Annotated in this window: 19 protein-coding genes; 6 read left to right on the top strand and 13 right to left on the bottom strand. The window is 65.5% G+C overall.

Annotation, left to right across the window (positions count from 1 at the left end; genetic code table 11):
- The first annotated feature begins 74 nt into the window (after positions 1 to 74).
- The 6 genes from JKP78_RS22500 to JKP78_RS25185 all read left to right on the top strand — a co-directional run bounded on the left by JKP78_RS22500 (position 75) and on the right by JKP78_RS25185 (position 9048).
- Positions 75 to 3005 (top strand): aminotransferase, encoded by a 2931-nt coding sequence (locus JKP78_RS22500; RefSeq protein ID WP_186688165.1) that lies wholly within the window; start codon positions 75 to 77, stop codon positions 3003 to 3005.
- A gap of 62 nt (positions 3006 to 3067) precedes the next feature.
- Positions 3068 to 3973, top strand: coding sequence for a LysR family transcriptional regulator (locus JKP78_RS22495; RefSeq protein WP_170030794.1), 906 nt, complete (start codon positions 3068 to 3070; stop codon positions 3971 to 3973).
- A 164-nt stretch (positions 3974 to 4137) separates the two neighbouring features.
- Positions 4138 to 5103: a hypothetical protein gene (locus JKP78_RS22490; RefSeq protein ID WP_200627671.1), complete on the top strand. Its 966-nt coding sequence runs from the start codon at positions 4138 to 4140 to the stop codon at positions 5101 to 5103.
- Positions 5100 to 8075: a T6SS effector BTH_I2691 family protein gene (locus JKP78_RS22485; protein WP_200627669.1), complete on the top strand. Its 2976-nt coding sequence runs from the start codon at positions 5100 to 5102 to the stop codon at positions 8073 to 8075. The genes JKP78_RS22490 and JKP78_RS22485 overlap by 4 nt, the downstream gene beginning before the upstream one ends.
- Positions 8076 to 8077: 2 nt before the next feature.
- Positions 8078 to 8284: a hypothetical protein gene (locus JKP78_RS22480; RefSeq protein WP_200627667.1), complete on the top strand. Its 207-nt coding sequence runs from the start codon at positions 8078 to 8080 to the stop codon at positions 8282 to 8284.
- A complete protein-coding gene (locus tag JKP78_RS25185) occupies positions 8281 to 9048 on the top strand; it encodes a DUF6708 domain-containing protein (protein ID WP_234454686.1) in 768 nt (255 codons plus the stop codon). The genes JKP78_RS22480 and JKP78_RS25185 overlap by 4 nt, the downstream gene beginning before the upstream one ends.
- Positions 9049 to 9124: 76 nt before the next feature.
- Here the strand turns inward: JKP78_RS25185 and JKP78_RS22470 are convergent, their stop codons facing one another.
- The 13 genes from JKP78_RS22470 to JKP78_RS22410 all read right to left on the bottom strand — a co-directional run bounded on the left by JKP78_RS22470 (position 9125) and on the right by JKP78_RS22410 (position 22914).
- Positions 9125 to 9820, bottom strand: coding sequence for a response regulator (locus JKP78_RS22470; protein ID WP_186688170.1), 696 nt, complete (start codon positions 9818 to 9820; stop codon positions 9125 to 9127).
- On the bottom strand, positions 9817 to 12471 hold the full coding sequence (locus JKP78_RS22465; protein WP_200627665.1) for a sensor histidine kinase: 2655 nt from the start codon (positions 12469 to 12471) through the stop codon (positions 9817 to 9819). Before JKP78_RS22465 ends, JKP78_RS22470 begins: the two co-directional genes overlap by 4 nt.
- Positions 12472 to 12627: 156 nt before the next feature.
- On the bottom strand, positions 12628 to 13179 hold the full coding sequence (gene kdpC, locus JKP78_RS22460) for a potassium-transporting ATPase subunit KdpC (protein WP_186674771.1): 552 nt from the start codon (positions 13177 to 13179) through the stop codon (positions 12628 to 12630).
- Between the two features lie 10 nt (positions 13180 to 13189).
- Complete coding sequence (kdpB, locus tag JKP78_RS22455; protein ID WP_200627664.1) at positions 13190 to 15244, bottom strand: potassium-transporting ATPase subunit KdpB; 2055 nt, start codon at positions 15242 to 15244, stop codon at positions 13190 to 13192.
- A 9-nt stretch (positions 15245 to 15253) separates the two neighbouring features.
- The gene (gene kdpA / locus JKP78_RS22450; RefSeq protein WP_200627663.1) at positions 15254 to 16948 is read right to left on the bottom strand and encodes a potassium-transporting ATPase subunit KdpA; all 1695 of its coding nucleotides are present in this window, start codon (positions 16946 to 16948) and stop codon (positions 15254 to 15256) included.
- A gap of 9 nt (positions 16949 to 16957) precedes the next feature.
- Entirely contained in the window at positions 16958 to 17047 is a 90-nt protein-coding gene (gene kdpF, locus JKP78_RS22445) for a K(+)-transporting ATPase subunit F (protein ID WP_170030809.1), read from the bottom strand.
- 218 nt (positions 17048 to 17265) lie between these two features.
- Complete coding sequence (locus JKP78_RS22440; RefSeq protein WP_186688177.1) at positions 17266 to 18312, bottom strand: AI-2E family transporter; 1047 nt, start codon at positions 18310 to 18312, stop codon at positions 17266 to 17268.
- Positions 18313 to 18323: 11 nt separating this feature from the next.
- Positions 18324 to 19118: a DUF4892 domain-containing protein gene (locus JKP78_RS22435; RefSeq protein WP_186688178.1), complete on the bottom strand. Its 795-nt coding sequence runs from the start codon at positions 19116 to 19118 to the stop codon at positions 18324 to 18326.
- A gap of 109 nt (positions 19119 to 19227) precedes the next feature.
- Positions 19228 to 20082 carry an alpha/beta hydrolase gene (locus JKP78_RS22430; protein WP_186688179.1) on the bottom strand — a complete coding sequence of 285 codons (855 nt, stop codon included), beginning with the start codon at positions 20080 to 20082 and terminating at the stop codon, positions 19228 to 19230.
- A complete protein-coding gene (locus JKP78_RS22425; protein ID WP_170030817.1) occupies positions 20079 to 20867 on the bottom strand; it encodes an alpha/beta fold hydrolase in 789 nt (262 codons plus the stop codon). Before JKP78_RS22425 ends, JKP78_RS22430 begins: the two co-directional genes overlap by 4 nt.
- A gap of 194 nt (positions 20868 to 21061) precedes the next feature.
- Positions 21062 to 21520 (bottom strand): phosphohistidine phosphatase SixA, encoded by a 459-nt coding sequence (gene sixA, locus JKP78_RS22420; RefSeq protein ID WP_200627662.1) that lies wholly within the window; start codon positions 21518 to 21520, stop codon positions 21062 to 21064.
- The gene (locus JKP78_RS22415; protein WP_186688184.1) at positions 21517 to 21864 is read right to left on the bottom strand and encodes a DUF4389 domain-containing protein; all 348 of its coding nucleotides are present in this window, start codon (positions 21862 to 21864) and stop codon (positions 21517 to 21519) included. The genes sixA and JKP78_RS22415 overlap by 4 nt, the downstream gene beginning before the upstream one ends.
- Before the next feature lie 24 nt (positions 21865 to 21888).
- The gene (locus JKP78_RS22410) at positions 21889 to 22914 is read right to left on the bottom strand and encodes an NAD(P)H-dependent glycerol-3-phosphate dehydrogenase (RefSeq protein ID WP_200627661.1); all 1026 of its coding nucleotides are present in this window, start codon (positions 22912 to 22914) and stop codon (positions 21889 to 21891) included.
- Between the last annotated feature and the right edge of the window lie 62 nt (positions 22915 to 22976).

Here is a 22976-nt window from a genome sequence, read left to right as displayed (position 1 = left end):
ATTATCGTCTTTCATCATCAATCAAAACCCGCATAAATTTTCTACCGCCCTCTTTCAGCGAACACGGTAGAGCCATGCCCACCCAGCCAGTAACGCCCGCTTCCTCCGTCATTGACATCCTGGCCCAGCGTTCCAGCCTGCCGAACCCGGCGCTCGACCCATGCCAGGCCAGCGATCTGTTGCTGGCCCATTACGGAATTGCCGGCGAACTGTCGGCCATGGGCAGCCAGCAGGACCTGAACCTGCGGGTCGATACAGCCCAAGGCAGGTACGTGCTCAAGGCGTGCCACGGCAGCTATGCACGGGTCGAGCTTGAAGCCCAGCATGCAGCGCTGGCTTACCTGCGCGAACAGGGCCTGCCGGTACCGGCCGTGCGCGCAGCCAATGATGGCCAGGCCTTGCTGGAAGTGGACGTGAACGGCCAGGCGCTGCGCATTCGCCTGCTCGACTACGTCGAAGGCCAGCCGCTGACCCGCCTCGGGCATATGCCGGCGTACCTGATGGCCGAGCTGGGCGGCCTCTGCGCCAGGCTGGACAAAGCCCTCGCCGGCTTCGACCACCCAGGCCTGTCGCGCACCCTGCAATGGGACCCGCAACACGCCCAGGCGCTGATCCACCACCTGTTGCCGGTACTGTCCGACCCGGCACGACGCGCGCGTGTCGAACAGGCCACCAGCGTGGCAGCCGCGCATCTGGCCCCGCTCGCCGCGCACCTGCCGATCCAGGCCGTGCACCTGGACATCACTGACGACAACTCGGTCTGGGCCCGCGACGCCGCGCGCCAATGGCAGCTGCAGGGCGTGATCGATTTCGGCGACCTGCTGCGCACCTGGCGTATCGCCGACCTGTCGGTAACCTGCGCCGCGCTGCTGCACCACGCCGAGGGCGACCCGCTGCGCATCCTGCCGGCCGTGCGTGCCTATCACGCGCTCAACCCACTGGGTGAAGCCGAGCTACGCGCCCTGTGGCCACTGGTGGTCAACCGCGCCGCCGTGTTAGTGCTCAGCAGCGAGCAGCAGCTCAGCGTCGGCCCGGGCAACCAGTACATCCGCGCCAACATCGCCCATGAATGGGAGATCTTCGACACCGCCACTGCCGTGCCTTTCGCGCTGATGGAAATGGCCATCCTGCAAGCAGCGGGGCTGCAACCTGCCACGCCGGACCTGGGCACCTGCGCGCTCCTGCTCCCGGAGCTGAATGAACAGCCCGTCACGCGCGTAGACCTCGGCGTGCTCAGCGTGCATTACCAGGCGGGCAACTGGGAGCAACCGGGCTTCGACCAGCACCTGCTGAGCGCGCAGCCAGCCCCGGCCTGCAGCCTGCACGGGCAGTATCGCCTGTCGCAAACCCATATCGACCGCCCCGAAGAGCCCGCCACCTGCGCCCTCGGCGTCGAATTGCATGTGCCCAATGGCAGCCTGGTGCAGGCACCAGAAGCCGGCACCTGGCAGCGCCATGGCGACAGCCGTGGCTGCCTGCGCAGCGCGCATTGGAGCTTGTGGCTGCAAGGCCTGGAAGGCGCCCCCGCCGATGGCCAGGTCGTGGAAAAAGGCCAGTCGCTGGGTAGCAGCTGTGGCTTCCTCAGCGTGCAGCTGTGCCTGGACAGCAGCATTCAGCCGCCGTTCTTCGCCACCCCGTCGCATGCCCCGGCCTGGCTGGCCCTGTGCCCGTCGCCGGCGGCGCTGCTGGGCTTCGACTGCGATGCCGAACCGCTGCCGGACCCGCAGGCCCTGCTGGCCCGCCGCGACGCCAGCTTCGCCCGCTCGCAGAAGCACTACTACGCGCAACCGCCGCACATCGAGCGCGGCTGGCGCAACTACCTGATCGACATGCAGGGCCGCTCGTACCTGGACATGCTCAACAACGTCGCCGTGCTGGGCCACGGCCACCCGCGCATGGTCGCCGAATCGGCGCGGCAGTGGTCGCTGCTGAACACCAACTCGCGCTTTCATTATGCGGCCATCAGCGAGTTCTCCGAACGCCTGCTGGCGCTGGCACCCGCAGGCTTCGACCGGGTGTTCATGGTCAACAGCGGCACCGAAGCCAACGACCTGGCCATTCGCCTGGCCTGGGCCTACAGCGGCGGGCGCGACATGCTCAGCGTGCTGGAGGCCTACCATGGCTGGTCGGTGGCCACCGATGCCATCTCCACTTCGATCGCCGACAACCCGCAGGCCCTGGAAACCCGCCCGGACTGGGTGCACCCGGTGGAAGCGCCGAACACCTTCCGCGGCCGCTTCCGCGGTGCCGACAGCGCCGCGCAGTACCTGCGCGATGTCGACGCCAAGCTGGCCGACCTCGACGCCCGTGGCCGCCAACTGGCAGGCATCATCTGCGAGCCGGTATATGGCAACGCCGGGGGCATCGCGTTGCCGGCCGGTTACCTGCGCGAGGCCTATGCCAAAGTCCGCGCCCGCGGCGGGGTATGCATTGCCGACGAAGTACAGGTCGGTTATGGCCGCCTGGGCGAATACTTCTGGGGCTTCGAGGAACAGGGCGTGGTGCCCGATATCATCACCATGGCCAAGGGCATGGGCAACGGCCAGCCGCTTGGCGTGGTCATCACCCGCCGCGAAATTGCCGAAGCCCTGGAGGCCGAAGGCTACTTCTTCTCCTCGGCCGGCGGCAGCCCGGTCAGCTGCCGCATCGGCATGGCGGTGCTGGACGTGATGCAGGAGGAAGGCCTGTGGGACAACGCCCGCGACACCGGGCGCTACTTCAAGGCACGCCTGCAAGCGTTGGTGGACAAGCACCCGCTGGCTGGCGCGGCGCATGGCTCGGGCTTCTACCTGGGGCTGGAGCTGGTGCGCGACCGCGACACGCTCGAACCGGCCACCGAGGAAACCGCGGCGCTGTGCGACCGCCTGCGTGACCTGGGCATTTTCATGCAGCCGACCGGCGATTACCTGAACATCCTCAAGATCAAGCCACCGATGTGCACTACCCGGGCAAGCGTCGACTACTTCGTCGACAGCATTGACCGGGTGCTGGGCGAAGGCCTGTAGGGGGCTGTCAAGCGGGCCGGCGAAAAGTCATAATTTCCGGCCCGATCATCAGGTTTGCCGCCATGGCCTTCAGCAGTGATTCCCTGGCTATCTTCCTCGCCGTGCTGGAGGCGGGTTCGTTCTCCGCCGCCGCGCGCAAGCTGGGGCGCGTGCCTTCCGCCGTGAGCATGGCGATCGCCCAGCTCGAGGCCGAGCTCGACCTGGTGCTGTTCGACCGGGCCACGCGCAAGGCCTTGCCCACCAGTGCCGCCCTGGCATTGGAGCCCCAGGCCAGGCAGGTGATGTGCCAGCTCAACCTGCTCGATGCGCAGGCCCTGCAGTTGCACAAGGGCCTGGAAAAACGCCTGACCATTGCCATGGCGCCCGAGTTGCAGACCGGCCGCTGGAGCCAGCCACTGGAAATCCTCGCCGAGGAATTCCCCAGCCTGGAAATCGAGGTGCGCTCGGCCACCCAGACCGAAGCCATTCGCCTACTGCATGACGGCAGCGTGCAACTGGCGCTGGTGTTCGAACGTCCCGGCATCGACGAGCGCGAGTCGTTCCTGGAGGCTGGCAGCCAACTGCTGGTGGCAGTCGCTTCACCGCGCCATCCGGCCGGGCAGAACAGCGCCACACCGCTGCCTGAAGAGGTATTCGCCGAACAACGGCAGATCATCGTGGCCTCGGGCAAGGCTACCGGCTCGGACCCACGCATGGTGCTGTCGCGGCGCATCTGGCTGACCGACAGCTACCTGGCCACGCTGGACCTGGTGCAGTCCGGGCTGGGCTGGGCCTACCTGCCGCAGCCGCTAGTGGAACCGCTGATTGCTTCGGGTGCGTTGGCAGAAGTGCGCTTCGACAACATGGCCAGCCGCTTGCGCCTGTGGGTCGATATCATCTGGGTCAAGCCGCGCCCGCTGGGGCTGGGTGCGCGGCGCTACCTGGAGGTCATGCGCCAGCTGTTCGAGAAGGAGCCGCCGCGGGCCTGACAATGGCTGGGACGGCAGCCTCCAGGCCCCTTGAAAGCGCAAGAAGCGAAACCTCCTACAAGCCTTTGGGACGCCCTCACCTCCCCTGCAAATTGATTCCTCGCTAGTGTTCTGCTCTCCCAGCGGACGCCATTCCAGGTGCACTAGCCGAAAAGGAATTTCACATGCAGAGCCAGGCAGAACCGGCCACTCGCTTCCCACAGCGCCTCCGTGACTTCGCCACCCGACAGCGCAGTCCAGAAGATGCCCTCTATCTGCTGCTCGACCCTTTTGCCGGGTGTCCGCCCGAGCACCCCTTGAGCATTCCGGCCCTCATCGACGCGCTAGGCAGTGAAGCGGTAACCCGTATCGACTGCTCCGGGCTGGTCCAGGACCCGCAATACTGGCCAGCCCTGGTGCAGCTGGCCCAACCTGGCTCAGTGCCGCCGGCGCAGGCCGCTGTCAGCGCAGCCTGCGCCGCACGGGAGGCAACGGCCACCTGGCACCATGTGTGTGGCTGGCTGCTCAGCGAGCAACCGGCCGACCTCATCGGCCGCCACATCAGCCAGCAATGCCAGGTGCTGCATCAACCACCACCGCATGGCATCACGGCCTGGTTCCAGCCTGTGCGCCTGGCCTTGCTGCGCGTGACCATGCGAAACGCAGCCGAGGTGCTCGGGCCCATTCGTAGCTGGTTACACCCGGATGGCTGTGGCAGTTGCACGGTGTTTGAACGGCAGCCATTGGCTGGCGAGTTGGTCGTCCCCGAAGCCGTGAGGGCGACCCAGCACGTCGCACCGCAGATCATTCAACTGCTCGTTGCCTGGCGTCGCCTGAATGCTGTGCAGCACACCTATGCTCCCTGGCACTTCGCAGACGCAGCGGGTTTGCCGGACCACGCGCCCGCCCATGCCATGAACCTGATCCTCAAAGCCTTCAGACAAGGCCTGCGCGACCGCGCCGATCTGCAGTGCATGTGTTTGCACATGCTGATGATTCACCCACTGCTCCTGCAGCACCCGACCATCCAGCGCGATGTGGCACAGGCGGCGGCCGGCGAACAACGCCTGGCCGCCTGCTTCGCCCGCTATGACGACTGCACCTGGTCGCACATCGTTGCGGCTTTGCCGCAGGCAAGGAGTTACTCGTGAGCATCAGCAAAGCCATCCACATCGCCATGCAGGAAGAGATCCCCAACACCTACGGCCACTGCAATGCCTGCGGACGGCTCGGCCTGCCGATCCTGCTGTTGCGCCAGGCCTACGCCCCGCGCCCGGATAGCGAGCGCCCCTATCGCCTGGCGGAAGACAGCGAGATCACCTTCCATCCGATGCACACCGACCAGTTGCGCCTGCTGCGCCAGGGTTACGTCTACGTGCTGCTCGACCAGGAAATCTGGCAAGCCTACGAGGTCGCGGCAGCCGGGACCCTGCAGCGCTTCCCAGTGTCGCAGATGCCCCTGGCGCCACCCAGGCCATTGCCCAAGTGGTGCGCCACCGAGGGCCATGACGTCATCGCCTCGTTCATCAACATCGATACCCGGCTCTACCGCAAAGCCTGGATCGCCTTCGCCAACGACCCCTGGCCGCGGGCAGTCCTCGACCGCTACCGGCAAGGCATCACCAGCGCTGACCCGGGCACCCTTGCCCGCTTTGTCGAGGTGGACCTGGACACCGCGCGCAACGACCCTGCCAGCCTCGGCCTCGCCATGACCGACAGCTTCCGCTTCGGCCTGGAGGATGTGCTGGAGTTCTCGACGTTTTCCTCTGCCAGGTATGCCAGCGTGCATGGCTTCTACAGCCGCCTGGGGCGCTGGCATGAAACCCGCACCCATGTATGCAATGTCATCCAGCGCGAACAACTGCCCAACGGCATACTGGCGCTGACCCTGCCCGACCCGGTCGGCCTGGTGATGGAGCTGAATGCACAGCGCACGGGCTGGGTCCAGGCCATGCAGGAATGGCGCGCGCAGCCGCAGCGGCACTTCGAATACTTCACCTCGCAGGCGCTGCTGGGCATCCGCGAGCTGCGCGCCGCCACTGCCGCCGCGCAGGGTGCCGAGGACGCACGGCGCGAGGCGCGAGAGGTCGAGCAGTGGAACCACAGCTCGCTGGCCGGCAAGGCGCCTCTGCCGGCGGTGGACATCGACGCAAGGAGCGAACGCAACATCGCGCGCAAACAGCAGGAAGCCCGCGAGCGCCTGGAAGAGCGTTACGACGAAAGCGCCCGCGCCGCGTTCCAGGCCGATTACGAGCGTGAACTGAAGCGCTGGCAGTCGATGATCGACCAGGTCGGTGATCTGTATGCACGGCACTACGCTGCGCGCGCGTTTCAACAAATCGGTTACTTCGACTATGACGCGGCAGATCCTGTATCGGTCGAGTATTTCATCCAGATGATGGCGGCCTGCCTGGCCGGTGGCCCCAGCGAACCTCTGCCACAGGACGGTCAGCCGCTTGGGAGCACCCAGCATATCTGGCAGCAGCTGCTGGAAGACGAGCAGAGCCTGCTGTACCAGGCCCTGCTGGCCAAGCACCAGGGGCTGATGCAGCAAGTGGTCGCGGCGCTGTCCGGGGACGACTTCGGCAAGGTGCACGACATCATCAAGGGCATCGCCGGGACTGGCGACGGCCAGCTGTTGATGATCAAGCCGATACAGGATGCCGTCGGCCAGCTGCTGGGCGCGACCAACAGTGCGGGGAACGCACTCAGCCAGCACCTCAGTGAGCGGGCCAAGAGACTGATCGGCCACGTGCACCGCTCGGCGTTGGCACTGTTCGCCGGGCAGCAGGTGACCCCGTTCAGGCTCTCGCTGACCCTGGGCGAATACATGAGCCTGCTCGACGAGGCCGTGCAGGCACGGACCGATGCGTTCTTGCAGCACATCGACCAGCGGTTTCGCGATCCCCTGGGGCGCAAGGTGCGGGCCATGGTGCTGAGCGGGGCGATCAATATCGCTGCGCCGGGCAATCGCAACCAGATGGTCGAGGTGATGCTGTGGGCGTTCGAAAGCGCCGAGAGCTTGCAGGCGCGGCTGGCGCAGTTACGCGAAGGGGCAGCCGATGGGGTCGGGGCCCTAGTACGGAATATCGCGATAGGTACGGGTACGCTGCGTACACAGGTCACGGAGGGGTTGAAGATCGGCTCACTGGCCGCGCAAAGCGTGGCCAGCGACGCCATGCGCAGTCTGCGCGATGCCGCCGCCAGCGGCGGAAGCGTCGGCCTGCTGTTTGCCCTGGGCAGCCTGTGGTTCCACCAGGACAGCCTGGGCAGGAACTATCAGGTATTGCAGGAAACGCATCAGAACAACCCGGAAGCGCTGGCGGCGATCTGGTCTTCGTCGCTTGGGTTTTTGGGGGCAAGCGTCGAATCGGCAGGACTCGTTGTTGCAGTGGTACGCCCGAAGATACCGTGGCCCGGAATGGTAACCACCATTTCGCTGGGAACTGGTATTGCAAGGTTTGGTTCCGGCATTGCGGCGCTTGCTGGCGTCATGGACGGAGCTCAGTACACATACGCAAGCTCCAGATCCGAGCAGATAGGAGATACCCCAGCGGCTCAACTCTACCGGTTCGCAAGTGCCACCTCATACGGGGCTGCAGCCTTTGGGGTCTTGGCCGCTTTTGGCTACGGTGCGCTACTGGGCCCAGTAGGCATAAGCATTATGTTAGGTGTTGCTGCCTATGTGCTTGCAACTGCAGCCAAACGTAGGGAGTCTTCAGCAATGGAACTTTGGGCCAGAAACTGTAGATGGGGACTGCCTCGGTCATTTCGGCAGTGGGAAGCCGACACTGATATGGACACGGCTATTGGCGCCCTTAACGCTGCAATCGTCGGTCTGGAAGCGGAGGTCTCGATTCAAATACAGTTCGATTTTAGTCACGCCATTCACCGAGAGGCTGAAGCAACAGTATCTATCAGTGACGGTAACGCGGTGCCGGCCAGCTTCAGGCTTAATTATTTAATCCGCATTCCTAATTTCAACCAACACCTTTCACATTACCAATGGAGTCTGCGCCTGCACCGAGGAGGTAGGCACTGTGAAGTAGTTGAATTATCAGCCGACAGCTCGTCCCCTGTAAAACTGAATGCTGAAAATAAAGAGCCTATAGACCTTTTTTAAGCATGTCCGATATGCAACCGGTGATAAAGCTGGACGCAAGGACGGAAGACCTCAATATCCAGGGGTCGCTGCCACTCTCCGACCATCACACGATCCAAGCCTTTGAGTTCAACTTGACTTACTGGCCCGACCGCCATGACCCGACGGCATACGCTCAAGTGAGCGTGAAGGAAAGTGACATCCGTGCCAGCAAGGATGATAAACAATGAGCGGGCCAGCACTCGTCCCGCCCTGCACCGGTTGGAAAGAAGACCTGCCAGGCCCTTGCGACTCAACGCTTTTACAGCCCACTCTGGGAAATCAGACGCCAAACCACCAAGATGAGGTCTATCTCGAAATATCTCGCTCAGCAATGGCATACCGTGGTGTAATTTCGGCACTGGCGCTTCTTTATTTAATCTGGGTCTTGAGCGATCTCCCCTGGATGATCAACCATACGGACCCAACAGATATTGAAAGTGTCTTCCTACTGGTGTTTATGTACGTATTGTACTCATGGAGCATCATTATCCTGTTCCGTGCTGATCTTTCTCCACCCAGGGATCTACCCATCCGTTTCAACCGAGCCCGCCATAAAATCTACGCCTACAACTTCAAACACCAATGGTGGAACCCATTCGACAAAGGCAAAGTCGTTCCGGTCAGTTACGATTGGTCGCAAGTACGCGCCGAGCGCTGGTCCCAGACCAGCCCCCTGCCAAATGGGGTTATTTTCAAATGGGGTGTCACACTTTCCATTGTCGCGCCTGGCACAAACAATGTGATCGACCGTTTCCCTCTGGTGACGATGGGCGCCGACCAGTACGCCTGGGCCTATATCTGCACGTACATGCAACAAGGCCCTTCAGCCCTGCCGCCCCCCGGCGAACCGAAGGACCATGACGATGTGCTCTGGTGTGAGTTCGCCCTGCGCCTGGCGCCCAGGGTCGTGTGGCCAGCAGAAATGGATCTGGAGTCGACAACAGCGCCTTGAACCAAGGGGCTCCAGCCCGGCGATGGGGCCGGGACAGGCAGCCCAGGACAGCCACTATCACCAGCTTCTCCCACGGTCAGGCGGTTGGCGCTACCAACCTGTACCCGACCCCCGCCTCGGTGATGATGAACCGTGGCGCGGTGGGGTCATCGCCCAGCTTCTGGCGCAAATGCCCCACCACGATCCGCAGGTAATGGGTGTCATCCACATGGGTCGGCCCCCATATGTCCTTGAGCAGCTGCTGCTGGGTAATCACCCGCCCCGGATGCCCGGCCAGTTGCGCCAGCAGTGCATATTCCTTGCGCGTCAATGCCACCTCTACCCCGTCCAGGGTCACCCGGCGAAAGGCAAAATCCACGGTCAGCGGCCCGAAGCTGGCGGCGATTTCCGAGCCGCCGGCCTGTGGCACCTGGCGCAGCAAGGCACGCACCCGGGCGAGGAATTCCTGAATACCAAACGGCTTGGTCACATAGTCATTGGCGCCGCCATCCAGCGCATCGACCTTCTGCACTTCACTGGCGCGCACCGACAACACCAGCACCGGCACCGCACTCCACTCCCGCAGTTCACGCAGCACTTGCTGGCCGTCCATGTCCGGCAACCCGAGGTCGAGCACCACCAGGTCAGGTTTGCCCAGCGCCGCCTGGGCCAGCCCTTCGCTGCCGGTCGCAGCCTCGAGCACCTTGTAGCCTTGCGAAGCCAGGCTGATGCGCAGGAACTTGCGGATCTGCGGTTCATCGTCGATGACCAGGAGGGTAGCGGACTGACTCATGGGGCTTCGCTTTCGGCTTCAGGTTGAGGGGGCAGCGGCAAGCATAAAGTGATGCAGGTGCCCTGGCCATCGATGCCTTCGCCAACCTGGATCTGGCCACCGTGCGCGCCGATCATGCCCTGGCAGATGGCCAGGCCCAGGCCGGTGCCCTGCCCGCCACGGTCGCCGCGGGCCGCGGTATAGAACATGTCGAAGATCTTGTCGCGGTCGGCTACCGGAATGCCCGGGCCCTGGTCGCTGACGGCGAAGCATAACTGGGCGTCCCGCACCGACACCTGCAGTTCCAGGCGGCCATTGGCGGGCGAGAAGCGCGCGGCATTTTCCAGCACGTTGACCAGTGCCTGCTCGATCAACGCCGCATGCACGAACAGCAACGGCAACTCGGCCGGCACATCGGTGTGCACGCGCAGCGGTGCCAGTACCACACGCAGGCGGTTGAGCGCGCTGCCGACGATATCGGCCGGGGCCACCCAGTCGCGGGCCAGCTTGAGGCCGCCATGGCCCAGGCGGGTCATGTCCAGCAGGTTCTGGATATAGCGGTCGAGGCGTTCCGCTTCATTGCGCGTGCCTTCCAGCAGTTCGCGACGGTCTGCGAGCGGAATCGCCTCGCCCAGCGCCAGCAGGCTGTCGATGCTGCCGCGCATGGCCGTCAACGGGGTACGCAGGTCGTGCGACACCGAGGCGAGCAAGGCGCTGCGCAGTTGCTCGGTTTCGCCATGCAGGCGTGCGGCCTCCAGCTGTTCGGCCAGGCGCGCGCGGGCCAGGGCCTGGGCCAGCGGCTGGCCAAGGGCAGTCAACAGGCGCCGGCGCGGGTCGCTGAGCGGCTGGCCGGAACGTGAGCGCACGCCGAGCAAGGCCAGGGGCTGTTCATCCACCGCCAGCGGCCACCACCACCAGCGGCCATTGGGCAGGGTATCACTGCCATGGCCGGCGGCCTGGCCATGCTGCCAGGCCCATTCGGCCGCAGCGCGTTCGTTGTCGCTGAAGGCATGGGCGATGCCAGTGGCCACCTGCAGCTGGCCTTCGGCATTGCGCTCCAGCAGGCATACCTGCGCATCCTGCCAGCCATCCAGATACTGCGCGGCAGCGTTGAGCACTGCCTGGCGGTCGGTGGCCACCGTCAGCCGGCGCGACAGGTCGAGCAGCTGGCTGGTCTGCGCCTGGGTCTCGCGCAGCGCCTGCAACTGGCGGCGCTGTCGCGCGGCCAGGTTGCCGGTGAGGGCGGCCATCAACAGGAAGAACAACAAGGTCAGCACGTCTTCTTCGCGCTGGATGGTGAATGAGAAGTTGGGCGGAATGAACAGGAAGTCGTAAGTCAGGAACGACAGCGCGGCACAGGCCAGGGCAGGCCCCAGGCTGCTGCGCACCGCCACCAGCAACACCGCGGCGAGGAATACCAGCGAGATATTGGGCAGCGCCAGCACGCTCGACACCGCCCAGGCCAGGCCCGCTGCCAGGACGGTCGCCAGCAATGCCAGCAGGTAATGGCGCCACACCCACACCTGCCGCACCGCCAGACGCGGCGCCTGCGGCTGCAGGTCACGGTCGAGCACGTTGATTTCCAGGCCGTGGCTTTCGCGCAGCAGGCGCGCGGCCACACCGGCACCGAACAGGCGTCGGCGCAGGCGGTTGCGCGACTGCCCGACCAGTACCAGGCTGGCGCGCCGCTCGGCGGCATGCTGGATCAATGTGCCCGCCACTTCGCCGGCGCGCAACAGCACCACTTCCCCACCCAGGCGCTCGGCCAGTTGCTGGGCCGCCAGCAGGCGCTGGCGGGCGGTTTCGTCGCGCAGGCGGCCGTTGTCCACGTGCACCAGGCTCCACGGCAGGTGGCGGCGTTGCGCCACCCGGCTGGCATGGCGCACCAGGCGTTCGGCCTGGTCGTCACCATCCACCCCCACCAGCAGGCGCCCGCGCAGCGCCGGAGCCTCCTGCCCGCGCTGGCGATAGCCGTGCGCCAGGTCGGCATCCACCTGCGCAGCGGCAGTCTGCATGGCCAGCTCACGCAAGGCGGTGAGGTTGGTTTGCGAAAAGAACGCGTCGATGGCGGCGCGTGCCTGCTCGGGCACGTACACCTTGCCTTCGCGCAGGCGCTCGAGCAATTCACGCGGTGGCAGGTCGATCAGCACCAGTTCGAAGGCTTCCTGCAGCACCCAGTCCGGCAGGGTCTCGCGCACTTGCACGCCGGTGATGTCGCGGACCTTGTCGTTGAGGCTTTCCAGGTGCTGGACGTTGACCGTGGTGTATACGTTCATGCCGGCGGCCAGCAGCTCCTGAACGTCTTGCCAGCGCTTGGCGTGGCGACTGCCGGGCGCATTGGTGTGCGCGAGTTCGTCGACCAGCACCAATGCTGGCGCGGCCTTCAGCAGGCCATCGAGGTCCATTTCCTCGAGGGTGACGCCACGGTACTGGCTGCGCAGCAGCGGCTGCTGCTGCAGGCCGCCGAGCAGCGCCTCGGTTTCGGCGCGGCCATGGGTTTCGACCACCCCGGCCACTACCTGCACGCCCTGGCGTTGCTGGGCGTGGGCGGCCTGGAGCATGGCGAAGGTCTTGCCGACGCCGGGGGCGGCGCCGAGGAACACCTTCAGCCGGCCCCGGCCGGTTTGTGGGAGGGTAGCCAACAGCGCGTCTGCGCGGGTGGAGTCACTCATCTTTCATCCTTTGCTATTTCCAGCAAGCAGCAAATTCAGGGACAAACACCGTACCTGTGGGAGCGGGTTCACCCGCGAATACGATGGTGGCGCCACTATCGCATTCGCGGGTGAACCCGCTCCCACAGGGTCCCTGCTAGCCCCTCAAGTCATCTATCAATGGCTGAGGTTGTCCAAGGCCTGGTTCAAGGCCAGCACATTGACCACCGGCGGGCCGATCAATGGGTGGAGGGTGGCCTCTTCGAGCAAGCCTTGCAAGCGTTCTACCGGCAGTTGCCGCGCCGCCGCCACCCGTGGGATCTGGTAGGCCACGGCCTCCGGTGGCAGGTGCGGGTCGAGGCCACTGCCCGACGTGGTCAGCAGTGCCAGAGGCACCGCCCCCTGCTGCGCCTGATACTGCGCTGCCGCATCACCCTTGACCCGCTCGGCGAGCGCCGGGTTGCTCGGCGACAGGTTGCTTGCACTGCTGGCCACGGTGGCGAAGGCACCCGCCGAAGGGCGCGAATGGAACCAGCCATCACCCTGGAAATCCTGGGCGATCAGCGCCGAACCGCGCACCTGGCCCTGGTCATCACGCACCAGGCTGCCGTTGGCCTGGCTGGGGAATGCCAGCTGGGCAATCCCGGTCACCGCCAGCGGATACAGCGCGCCAGTCACCAAGGTCATCAACAAGGCCAGGCTCAACGCCGGGCGGACATAAGCATTCATGGCGGCCTCCTCAGACCAGGTGCAGTGCATTAAGCAGCAGATCGATCAGCTTGATCCCGGCAAACGGCACGACGATGCCGCCCAGCCCGTAGATCAGCAGGTTGCGCCGCAGCAGGTGCGCCGCACTGGCGGCCTGCACCCGTACGCCACGCAGCGCCAGCGGGATCAGCACGATGATGATCAGCGCGTTGAACACGATGGCCGACAGGATCGCGCTCTGCGGGCTGGCCAGGTGCATCAGGTTGAGCACGCCCAGCTGCGGGTAGATGGCGGCGAACAGCGCCGGCAGGATGGCGAAGTACTTGGCCACGTCGTTGGCGATGGAAAAGGTGGTCAGCGCACCGCGGGTGACCAGCAGCTCCTTGCCGACCTGGACCACATCCAGCAGCTTGGTCGGGTCGCTGTCCAGGTCGACCATGTTGGCCGCCTCGCGCGCGGCCTGGGTGCCGTCGTTCATGGCCATGCCCACGTCAGCCTGGGCCAGTGCCGGGGCGTCGTTGGCACCGTCGCCGCACATGGCCACCAGGCGGCCGTCGTTCTGCTCCTGGCGGATGCGGGCCAGCTTCTTCTCCGGCGTGGCCTCGGCCAGCACGTCATCCACGCCGGCCTCGGCGGCAATGGCGGCAGCGGTCAGCGGGTTGTCGCCGGTCACCATCACCGTGCGGATGCCCAGTTTGCGCAGCTCGGCGAAGCGCTCGCGAATGCCGGGCTTGACCACGTCCTTGAGGTGGATCACGCCGAGCAGGCGCTTGTCCAGGCACACCAGCAAGGGCGTGCCGCCGCTCTGGGCGATGCGCTCCACTTCACGGGCCAGCGCTGGCGGCATTTCCAGGCGTTGCATGCCGACGAAGGCCAGCACGGCATCGACGGCGCCCTTGCGGTAACAGTGCTGCTGGAAGTCGATGCCCGACAGGCGCGTCTCGGCGCTGAACGCCACGGCCTCGAATTGCTCGGCGGCCGGCTCGATGAAGTCGTGCAACTGGCGCAGGTACTCGACGATCGACTTGCCCTCGGCGGTGTCGTCGGCCAGCGATGCCAGCAAGGCGCCCTCCCCCAACTCGCGGGCGGTGATGCCCGGTGCGGCATGCAGTGCGCTACAGCGGCGGTTGCCGAAGGTGATGGTGCCGGTCTTGTCGAGCATCAGCGTGTGCACGTCCCCGGCCGCTTCCACTGCACGCCCCGAGCGGGCAATCACGTTCAGCCGCACCAGGCGGTCCATGCCGGCGATGCCGATGGCCGACAACAGGCCGCCGATGGTGGTGGGGATCAGCGTCACCAGCAACGCGGCGAGGAAGATCAGCGGCAGGCTGCCACCGGCGAAGTGGGCGAACGGCTGCAAGGTCACCACCACGATCAGGAAGATCAGGGTCAGGCCGATCAACAGGATGTCGAGGGCGATCTCGTTCGGGGTCTTCTGCCGCTTGGCGCCTTCGACCAGGGCAATCATGCGGTCGAGGGTCGATTCGCCCGGGTTGCTGGTGATCCGGATCAACAGCCAGTCGGAGACCAGCCGGGTATTGCCGGTCACTGCCGAGCGGTCGCCACCGGACTCGCGGATCACCGGCGCCGACTCGCCGGTAATGGCGGCCTCGTTGACCGCAGCGATACCTTCGAGCACCTCGCCATCACCGGGGATCATCTCGCCGGCCACCACGCGCACCACATCGTCCTTGCGCAGCGCGCTGGCCGCGACGGTTTCGTAGCTGCCGTCGCGCTTGCGCCGTTGGGCGGTCAGGCCCTGGCTACCAGCCTTGAGGCTATCGGCGCGGGCCTTGCCACGGCCTTCGGCCAGGGCTTCGGCGAAGTTGGCGAACAACACCGTGAACCACAGCCACAGGGCGATCTGCACGGCAACTCCGGTACTCACGCCACTGCCGGGCACCGCGCACAGGGCGGTGGTCAGCAACGCCGTCAGGGCGACCACCAGCATCACCGGCGAGCGCTTGAGCTGACGCGGGTCGAGCTTGACGAATGCCTGCACCAGCGCCGGGCGCCACAGTGCGGCGAAGCGGGTCTGGTCCTTGGCACTGTGGCGGGTTTGTACTTCAGGAATGGGCATGTTCATGGTCGATCCTCAAAAACCCAGGCTCAAGTGTTCGGCGATTGGCCCAAGGGCCAGGGCCGGCAGGAAGGTCAAGCCGCCGACCAGCAGGATGGTCACCAGCAGCAGGCCGGTGAACAGCGGGCCATGGGTGGGGAAGCTGTTCAGCCCCTGGGGCGCGCTTTTCTTCGCCGCCAGGCTGCCGGCCAGGGCCAGCACCGGCAGGATGTAGCCAAAGCGGCCGATGAGCATGGCCAGGCCGATCATCAGGTTGTGGAACACCGTGCCGGCGCCGAAGCCGGCAAAGGCCGAGCCGTTGTTGGCGGCACCCGAGGTGTAGGCGTACAGCAACTGGCTGAAACCATGCGCACCGGGGTTGCTCACCGCAGCCGCCGGGCCAGGCAGGCTGGCGGCGATGGCACCGAGTACCAGCACGCCGACCGGCATCACCAGCAGGGTCGCCACCAGCAGTTGTACCTCGCGGGCTTGCAGCTTCTTGCCCAGGTATTCCGGGGTGCGGCCAATCATCAGCCCCGCCAGGAACACCGCGATCAACACGAACAGCAGCATACCGTACAGCCCAGCACCGACACCGCCGAAGATCACCTCGCCGACCATCATGTTGACCATCGCCACCATCCCGGTGAGGGGATTGAGGCTGTCGTGCATGGCATTGACCGAACCGTTGGAGGCCGCTGTGGTAGTCACCGTCCATAGCACCGAGCCGGTGGTGCCGAAGCGGCTTTCCTTACCTTCCATGGGCGCGCTGTGCTGGACCTGCGCGCTGTCCAGGGCCGGGTTGGGCTGGTGCTCGGACCACAACGCCGTGCTACCGCCGATCAGGAACAGGGCCAGCATGCAGGCGAGGATGGCGCGGCTCTGGCGCAAGTCCTTCACGTAGTGGCCGAAGGTGAACACCAGCGCCGCCGGAATGAGGATGATCGATGCCACCTCGAACAGGTTGCTCCAGGCCGTGGGGTTCTCGAACGGGTGCGCCGAGTTGACACCGAAGAAGCCACCGCCGTTGGTCCCCAGCTGCTTGATGGCGATCTGGCTGGCGGCCGGGCCCAGCGGGATGGTCTGTTCGCTGCCTTGCAGGGTGACGGCGTGGGCGTAATCGGCCAGGGTCTGCGGCACGCCCTGCCACACCAGCAGCAGTGCCAACAGCAGGCACAGCGGCAGTAGGCCATAGAGGGTGGCACGGGTCATGTCGACCCAGAAGTTGCCCAGCGTCGTCGCGCTGCGCCGGGCGATGCCACGGCACAGGGCGACCAGCACGGCCAGGCCGGTGGCGGCGCTGACGAAGTTCTGCACGGTCAGGCCGAGCATCTGGCTCAGGTAGCTGACCGACGCCTCACCGCTGTAGGCCTGCCAGTTGGTGTTGGTGACGAAGCTGACGGCGGTGTTGAACGCCAGCGACCATTCCTGGCCGGGCAGGTGCTGCGGGTTGAGTGGCAGGTAGCCCTGCAGCAGCAACACGGTGAACAGCAGCAGGAACCCGGCCAGGTTGAAGGCCAGCAGGGCAAGGCTGTACTGCCGCCAGTTCTGTTCCTGGCTGCTGCGCACACCCGCCAGCCGGTAGCAGGCTTGCTCGACCGGGCCGAGCACAGGCGACAGCCAGGTACGCTGGCCTTCCATGACCTTGTAGTAGAACCGACCGAGCCAGGGTGCCGGTAGCAGCACGATGGCGAAAAAAGCCAGGAGCAAGGCGAAATCGTAACTGTGCATGGCCGCTCCCTAGCTGCGATCGGCGCGCAGCAGCGCCACCAGCAGATAAAACGCCAATGCCACTGCCAGCAGCAGTGACAGCCCGTCGAGCACGTTCATGTGTGGTTCTCCCCGTGGTGCGGCTTGGGCCGCTTTGGGGGAATTGTCCGAGGGAGGGGCGTAAAGGGGCGAGATCGAGGGGCCGCGATCAGGATAAAGAATGCGTAAAGATCAAGTCATGTGTTGCCTGCACCGACCTGATTTTGTAGGAGCGGATTTATCCGCGATGCGCCGCGCGGGCGGCGCTCCATACGGGCGACAAACACCTCAAGGGCGAACTAAGACTGCACCGGCCCCGAATTCCGGCTCCAGTCCAGCAACAGGCTATACCCCACGGCCAGCAAGGTAGGCCCGATGAACAACCCGATGAAGCCAAAGGCGATCAAGCCGCCAAACACCCCCAGCAGCACGATCACCAGCGGCAGGTTGCCGCCACGGCTGATCAGGTACGGCTTCAGCACGTTGTCCACGCCGCTGATGACGAAGGTGCCCCAGACGCCGAGGAACACCGCCATGCCGTATTCGCCCTTCCATACCAGCCAGGCCGTGGCCGGGATCCAGGCCAAGGGCGGTCCCATCGGGATCAGGCTGAGCATGAAGGTCACCAGGCCCAGCACGATGGCGCCAGGGACACCGGCAATCAGGAAGCCGATCAACGCGAGAACAGCCTGCGCGGCAGCCGTGCCGATCACACCGTTGACCACCCGCTGCACCGTGCCGGCGACCAGCTCCAGGTAGTACTCGCCGCGCTCGCCCACCAGGCGGTGCAGCAAGCGCAGGACGAACGCCGACAACCGCGGGCCGTCGCGATAGAAGAAGAACACGAAGACCAGGCTCAGGGTCAGCTCCAGCACGCCGCTGCCGATTTGCGCACTGCGCGCCAGCAACCAGTTACCCACCTGCCCCAGGTGCGGCTTGATCGAAGCCAGCAAGGCCGCGCCCTGCTGGTCCAGCGACTGCCACCAGCTGACCAGGCGTTCGCCCACCAACGGGATGCCCCCCAGCCAGGCCGGGGCATCGGGCAGGCCGTCGACCTGCACGTCACGGACAAACGCCGTGGCATCGCGAATGTGGTCGGCCAGGTTGAACCCCAGCCACACCAGCGGCAGGGCCACGATCAGGATCCAGGCGCTGGTGAGCAGGCTGGCGGCCAGGGTTTCGCGCCCGCCCAGCACGCGGGTGAGAAAGCGCATCAGCGGCCAGCTGGCAAAGGCCAGGATGGCCCCCCACAACAGCGCCGAAATGAACGGTGCCATCACCCAAAGGCCGGCACCCAGCAGTGCCAGCAGCAGAATCTGGATCAACAGGCGGTCATTGTTAACCATGGCGGGCTCGTTCAACGGATCAGTTCAAGGTGCAGGCCTTCGCCAGGCGCGCTACCGACCTCGAGGCGGCTATTGCGCACCCCCGCCTTGACCAGCGCCTCGCGCCAGGCTTCGGCCTGCGGGCCACTGAGGCTGGCACGCAGGGTGCTGTCGAGGTTGAGGCTGCGCGCCAGCAGGTCTGCCCAGGTGTCTTGCGGCGCCGCGAGGTCCGGGTAGTCGAGCTTGCCGGTGTCGCGCATTTCCCGCAGCACCGTGGCGGCAGTTGGCAGCAGTACGCCCAGCGGGCTGCCGGCGACGAACTCTTCCACATGCAGGTAGGCGCGGCGGTTGCCACGGGTAACGCTGTACAGCGCGACCAGGGTGTCGGCCTGCTGCGCCGAGCGGCGCAACAGGATGAACGCCTGTTGCTCGTCGCCACCGTTGAGGCGGGCATTGCCGAACACATCGTTGGCCCACAGACTGGCTTCGCCGCAATCGCGGCCCTGGCACCAGAACAGCGGGTAACCACCCTCGTGCTGCAGCGCTTCGCGCGCGCTGGTGAACGCTTCGCGGGCGGTGCGCTCGACTGGCAGCTCATAGGTGACCGAGCTGACCTGGCCGCGGCTCTCGACCTTGTTCTCGACCCGCAGGCGGCCGCTGATCTTGCGTAGCGGCCCCAGCGGGTAGACGCGTTCCTGCTCCACGGCCGGACGCTGGTCGACCACCTTGGCGTCCACCGGTACCGGCAGGCTGCTGCCCCATGACACAGGGCTGGCGATCACCAGGCAGGCCGCGAAGGCAAAGCGAATGGCAACAGGCGCGCTCATCGGCGACCCAGGCGGCGCTCAGCGCCGAGGTGAAGCTCCAGGATGTCTGGCAATTGCATGGTTGTCTCCCTGTTCAACCCGCCAAGCCTCGACAGTTGTCTGTTGCAAGTCAAGCAAAGCCAAAGAAGCGATTGAAACAGTCTGCGACAAGCGCTGCGCCCTGCTCATCGTTCAGGTGCAGGTGATGGCCACCGGGCAGCCTCACCTGTTCAAAGGGTAGCTGCTGCAGCAACGCGGTGTGGCGTGCCAGCATGCCATCGGCCGCCACCACCAGGCACGCCGGACAACTCACCCGGCGCACATGGGCCATGGCCTGGGTTTCACTCAGGCGCAGCGGCGATGGCAGGGTCAGGCGGCTGTCGCTGCGCCAGCTGTAGCCACCCGGCACTGGCATCAAGCCACGCTGGGCCAGCAGCTCGGCGGCCTCGCGGCTGACCGCAACCATACCCTTCATGCGCGCCTCGACGCCCCGTTCCAGCGTGGCGTACACCGACTTGCGCTTGTCATCCAGGCGCAGCTGGGCCTGCAGGGCCATGCCCAGGCGCTCGGCGGCGTCCTGCTCGGCACCGGTCGGCGGGATCACGCCATCGATCAAAGCCAGGTGGCTCACCCGCTCCGGCAACGCGCCAGCCAGTTGTACCGAGATGATTGCCCCCAGCGAATGGCCCAGCAGGGCGAAACGTTGCCAGCCCAGTTGCCCGGCCACCCGCAGCACGTCATGGGCATAGTCGGCCAGGGCATAGCCGGCGCCGGGCGGCCGATGCTCGGAGTAGCCGTGCCCGGCCAGGTCCAGGGCGACGATGCGCAGGCCTTTCAGGCGCGGTGCCAGGCGGGCGAAGCTGTTGGCGTTGTCCAGCCAGCCATGCAGGGCGATCACCGGTAGCCCGTCGGCAGGACCGAACAGATGCGCCGCCAGTTCGATATGGCCCAGGCTCAGGCGTACTTCCTCGACCTGCGTGCTCATGCCTGGCTCCAGCGGTCGAACAGGCCCTTGATCAGGCTGGCAGTGTCGGTTGGCCGCTCCAGCGGGAACATGTGCCCTCCCGGCACGCTGTGGTATTCGCCCTTGGGCATGCCGCGTACAGCCAGCGCATGGTGGCGGCGAATGACCTTGCTGCGCTCGCCGCGGACCATGGCCAGTGGCACCTGCAAGTGCCGCGCAGGCGCAGGGCTGGTATGCGGAATGCTACGGTAGATGCTGATTTCGGTGGCGACGTCGAAGCGCAGTTGCAGCCCTTGCGGCATCGCCTGCAGGCCATGCTCGACATACGCATCCAGGCAGTCGGGGTCGAAATGGCGAAACAGCGACTTGCCGGCAAAATAAGCGCGGGCGCTGTTACGGTCACCGAAGGTTTCGCGGCGTCCCAAGGTGCGGCCAGCCGGGGTGATACGGTCGATGAAGCCGAAGCGCTTGGCAGTGCGCAGCAGCCACTGGTCGGCGCGGGTGAGTACTGGCGAGTCGAGCATCACCACCCCGCGGTAGTACTCCGGGCGGCGCAGGGCCGCATGCAGGTGCAGCACACCGCCCAATGAATGGCCGACACCCCATACCGGCTGGTCCTGCCGGGCCAGGTGATGCAGCAACTCATCGACCAGGCCCTGCCAGTTGTCGTCCACCGGAAAGCGTGGATCGTGCCCGTGCTGGGCCAGGTGCTGCACCTGGTAGTCCGGTGCCAGCGCCGCGAACAGCTTGCCGTAGGTGGCCGAGGGGAAACCGTTGGCATGGGCGAAGAAGATCTGCTGCGACATGGCGCCACATCCGGATGGCAAATGATGGCCCATTGTCGGTATCGCCGGGCAGTTCGGCAACATCCGGAAAGGTCATCGGCGAGGGCTATCAGGTCACGCCAGCGCCCACCGGTACAGCGCTGGCCTGGAAAGCAGCACGATACTTGTGGAAGCGGCCTTGTATCGCCAAAGGGGCGCAAAGCGGCCCCGGCGACTCAAGCCGGGGCGTTGATTGCCCGCAGGGTCATCAAGCCAGCCAGCGGCCAGTCCCCTTCCAGTTCCGCCAGGCTGGCAGTGCTCATGCCCGCCGGCCGCTGTTGATGGCCATGCTCCAGCGCGCCGACCAAAGTCCCCACCAACGGCTGATGACTGACCAGCAACACATGCTCCAGACCCAGACGCTCGATTTCACCGATCACCTGCTGCACGTCACTTTCAGGCGTCAGCCACGGCACAGTGCGCACCGGCTCGGCGAAGCCCAGGGTGTCATGCACCAGCGCCGCCGTCTGCTGGGCGCGCACGTAGGGGCTGGCGAGGATCGCCTGCAACGGCTGGCCCAGCAGGCGAGCAGCGCTGTGCAGCACCTGCTCGCGGCCATGGGCGGTCAACCGGCGTTCGGCATCGCTGCTGGCCCGCGGCTCCGCTTCGCCGTGGCGCAATACCCACAGCTTCACAGCTTGGGCTCCTCGTCACGCACCGGGTGCGGCGCAGGGGCGACGGCATGCGGCGCCTCGCCTTCGGGGGCGCGCGGCGCCGGCCAGTCGGCGAACGGCCAGGGTTTCTGGTCACTGTGGAAGCTGCCGAATCGGCCGATCTGCGCCAGGTACTGGCTCAGGCTATCGCCGAAATTCATCAGGCTGGCGCTTGGCGCACCGTACACCAGGCGATAGATCAACTGCACCAGCACCAGGCCGCCAAGGAGGATCTCGGCCAGTTGCCAGACCACCAGGAAAACCAGCATCCACAGCACCCGCAGGATGATCGACTCGCGCTGGGCGCGCTCCGGGGTATCGTTCATGTTTCGCTCCTTGCTGCGTGCGGCTCAGTTGAAACCGCTGATGGAAATGAAATCGACATCGGTCTTCGGCTCGGCGCGCATCAGGTGCTCGATCACCTGGTTCAGCGTGCGGCCTTCGAACAGGATGGCATGCAGGCCCGCCACCAGCGGCATGTACACCTGCACTTCCTGGGCCTTGGACTTGAGCACCTTGAGCGTGTTGACGCCTTCGGCCACTTCGCCCAGGCGGTTGACGGCCTGTTCCAGGCTCAGGCCCTGGCCTAGCGCATAGCCAACTTGATAGTTGCGGCTCTTGGGCGAGGAACAGGTGACGATCAGGTCACCCACCCCGGCCAGGCCGAGGAAGGTCATGGGGTTGGCACCCTGGCTGACGGCAAAGCGGGTCATCTCGGCCAGGGCACGGGTAATCAGCATGCTCTTGGTGTTCTCGCCCATGCCCAGCGCCACCGCCATGCCGGCGATGATGGCGTAGACGTTCTTCAACGCCCCACCCAGCTCGACGCCAAAGCGGTCGCTACTGGCGTAGACACGGAAGGTACGCCCATGCAGCACGGCCTGCACCTGCTGACAGAGCTTTTCGTCCTCGCTGGCGACCACCGTGGCGGTCAGCGCGTGCTCGGCGATCTCACGGGCCAGGTTGGGGCCCGACAGCACCCCGATGCGGGCTTCGGGGGCGATTTCTTCGAGGATCTGGCTCATCAGCTTGAAGCTCTGTGCTTCGATGCCCTTGGTCAGGCTGACCAGGCCCTTGCCGCGCAGCAGCTCGGCGTGGGGCGCCAGCACGCTGCGCAGGGCACTCGACGGCAGGGCGACGAAGATCAGGTCGCTGGCCTGCAAGGTCGCCAGCAGGTCGTTGACCGGCTCGACGCCGTCATGCAGGCGGATGCCCTTGAGGTAGCGTGGGTTTTCGCGGTTGACGCGCATGGCTTCGGCTTGCTCGGGGTCGCGCATCCATTGGCGCACCGGCACGCCGTTTTCGGCCAGCAGGTTCGCCACGGCGGTACCGAAGCTGCCGCCTCCAAGAACTGCAACAGGTTGCTGTTCAGTCATATTCAATCCGTTAGAGCCATTAAGTTAAGTGGCGACCTGAACATTATACGGGTCGTCTGCTA

It is taken from the genome of Pseudomonas sp. LAM2023, assembly GCF_016620375.1.
In the GTDB taxonomy this organism is placed as follows: Bacteria; Pseudomonadota; Gammaproteobacteria; order Pseudomonadales; family Pseudomonadaceae; genus Aquipseudomonas; species Aquipseudomonas anuradhapurensis.
This window is presented reverse-complemented; position numbering and strand designations above follow the sequence as displayed.

Bases quoted from the DNA above. Each gene is read 5' to 3' on its own strand.
- JKP78_RS22500 (WP_186688165.1), top strand. From the start codon at position 75: ATGCCCACCCAGCCAGTAACGCCCGCTTCCTCCGTCATTGACATCCTG.
- JKP78_RS22495 (WP_170030794.1), top strand. From the start codon at position 3,068: ATGGCCTTCAGCAGTGATTCCCTGGCTATCTTCCTCGCCGTGCTGGAG.
- JKP78_RS22490 (WP_200627671.1), top strand. From the start codon at position 4,138: ATGCAGAGCCAGGCAGAACCGGCCACTCGCTTCCCACAGCGCCTCCGT.
- JKP78_RS22480 (WP_200627667.1), top strand. From the start codon at position 8,078: ATGTCCGATATGCAACCGGTGATAAAGCTGGACGCAAGGACGGAAGAC.
- JKP78_RS25185 (WP_234454686.1), top strand. From the start codon at position 8,281: ATGAGCGGGCCAGCACTCGTCCCGCCCTGCACCGGTTGGAAAGAAGAC.
- JKP78_RS22470 (WP_186688170.1), bottom strand. From the start codon at position 9,820: ATGAGTCAGTCCGCTACCCTCCTGGTCATCGACGATGAACCGCAGATC.
- JKP78_RS22465 (WP_200627665.1), bottom strand. From the start codon at position 12,471: ATGAGTGACTCCACCCGCGCAGACGCGCTGTTGGCTACCCTCCCACAA.
- kdpC (WP_186674771.1), bottom strand. From the start codon at position 13,179: ATGAATGCTTATGTCCGCCCGGCGTTGAGCCTGGCCTTGTTGATGACC.
- kdpB (WP_200627664.1), bottom strand. From the start codon at position 15,244: ATGAACATGCCCATTCCTGAAGTACAAACCCGCCACAGTGCCAAGGAC.
- kdpA (WP_200627663.1), bottom strand. From the start codon at position 16,948: ATGCACAGTTACGATTTCGCCTTGCTCCTGGCTTTTTTCGCCATCGTG.
- kdpF (WP_170030809.1), bottom strand. From the start codon at position 17,047: ATGAACGTGCTCGACGGGCTGTCACTGCTGCTGGCAGTGGCATTGGCG.
- JKP78_RS22440 (WP_186688177.1), bottom strand. From the start codon at position 18,312: ATGGTTAACAATGACCGCCTGTTGATCCAGATTCTGCTGCTGGCACTG.
- JKP78_RS22435 (WP_186688178.1), bottom strand. From the start codon at position 19,118: ATGAGCGCGCCTGTTGCCATTCGCTTTGCCTTCGCGGCCTGCCTGGTG.
- JKP78_RS22430 (WP_186688179.1), bottom strand. From the start codon at position 20,082: ATGAGCACGCAGGTCGAGGAAGTACGCCTGAGCCTGGGCCATATCGAA.
- JKP78_RS22425 (WP_170030817.1), bottom strand. From the start codon at position 20,867: ATGTCGCAGCAGATCTTCTTCGCCCATGCCAACGGTTTCCCCTCGGCC.
- JKP78_RS22415 (WP_186688184.1), bottom strand. From the start codon at position 21,864: ATGAACGATACCCCGGAGCGCGCCCAGCGCGAGTCGATCATCCTGCGG.
- JKP78_RS22410 (WP_200627661.1), bottom strand. From the start codon at position 22,914: ATGACTGAACAGCAACCTGTTGCAGTTCTTGGAGGCGGCAGCTTCGGT.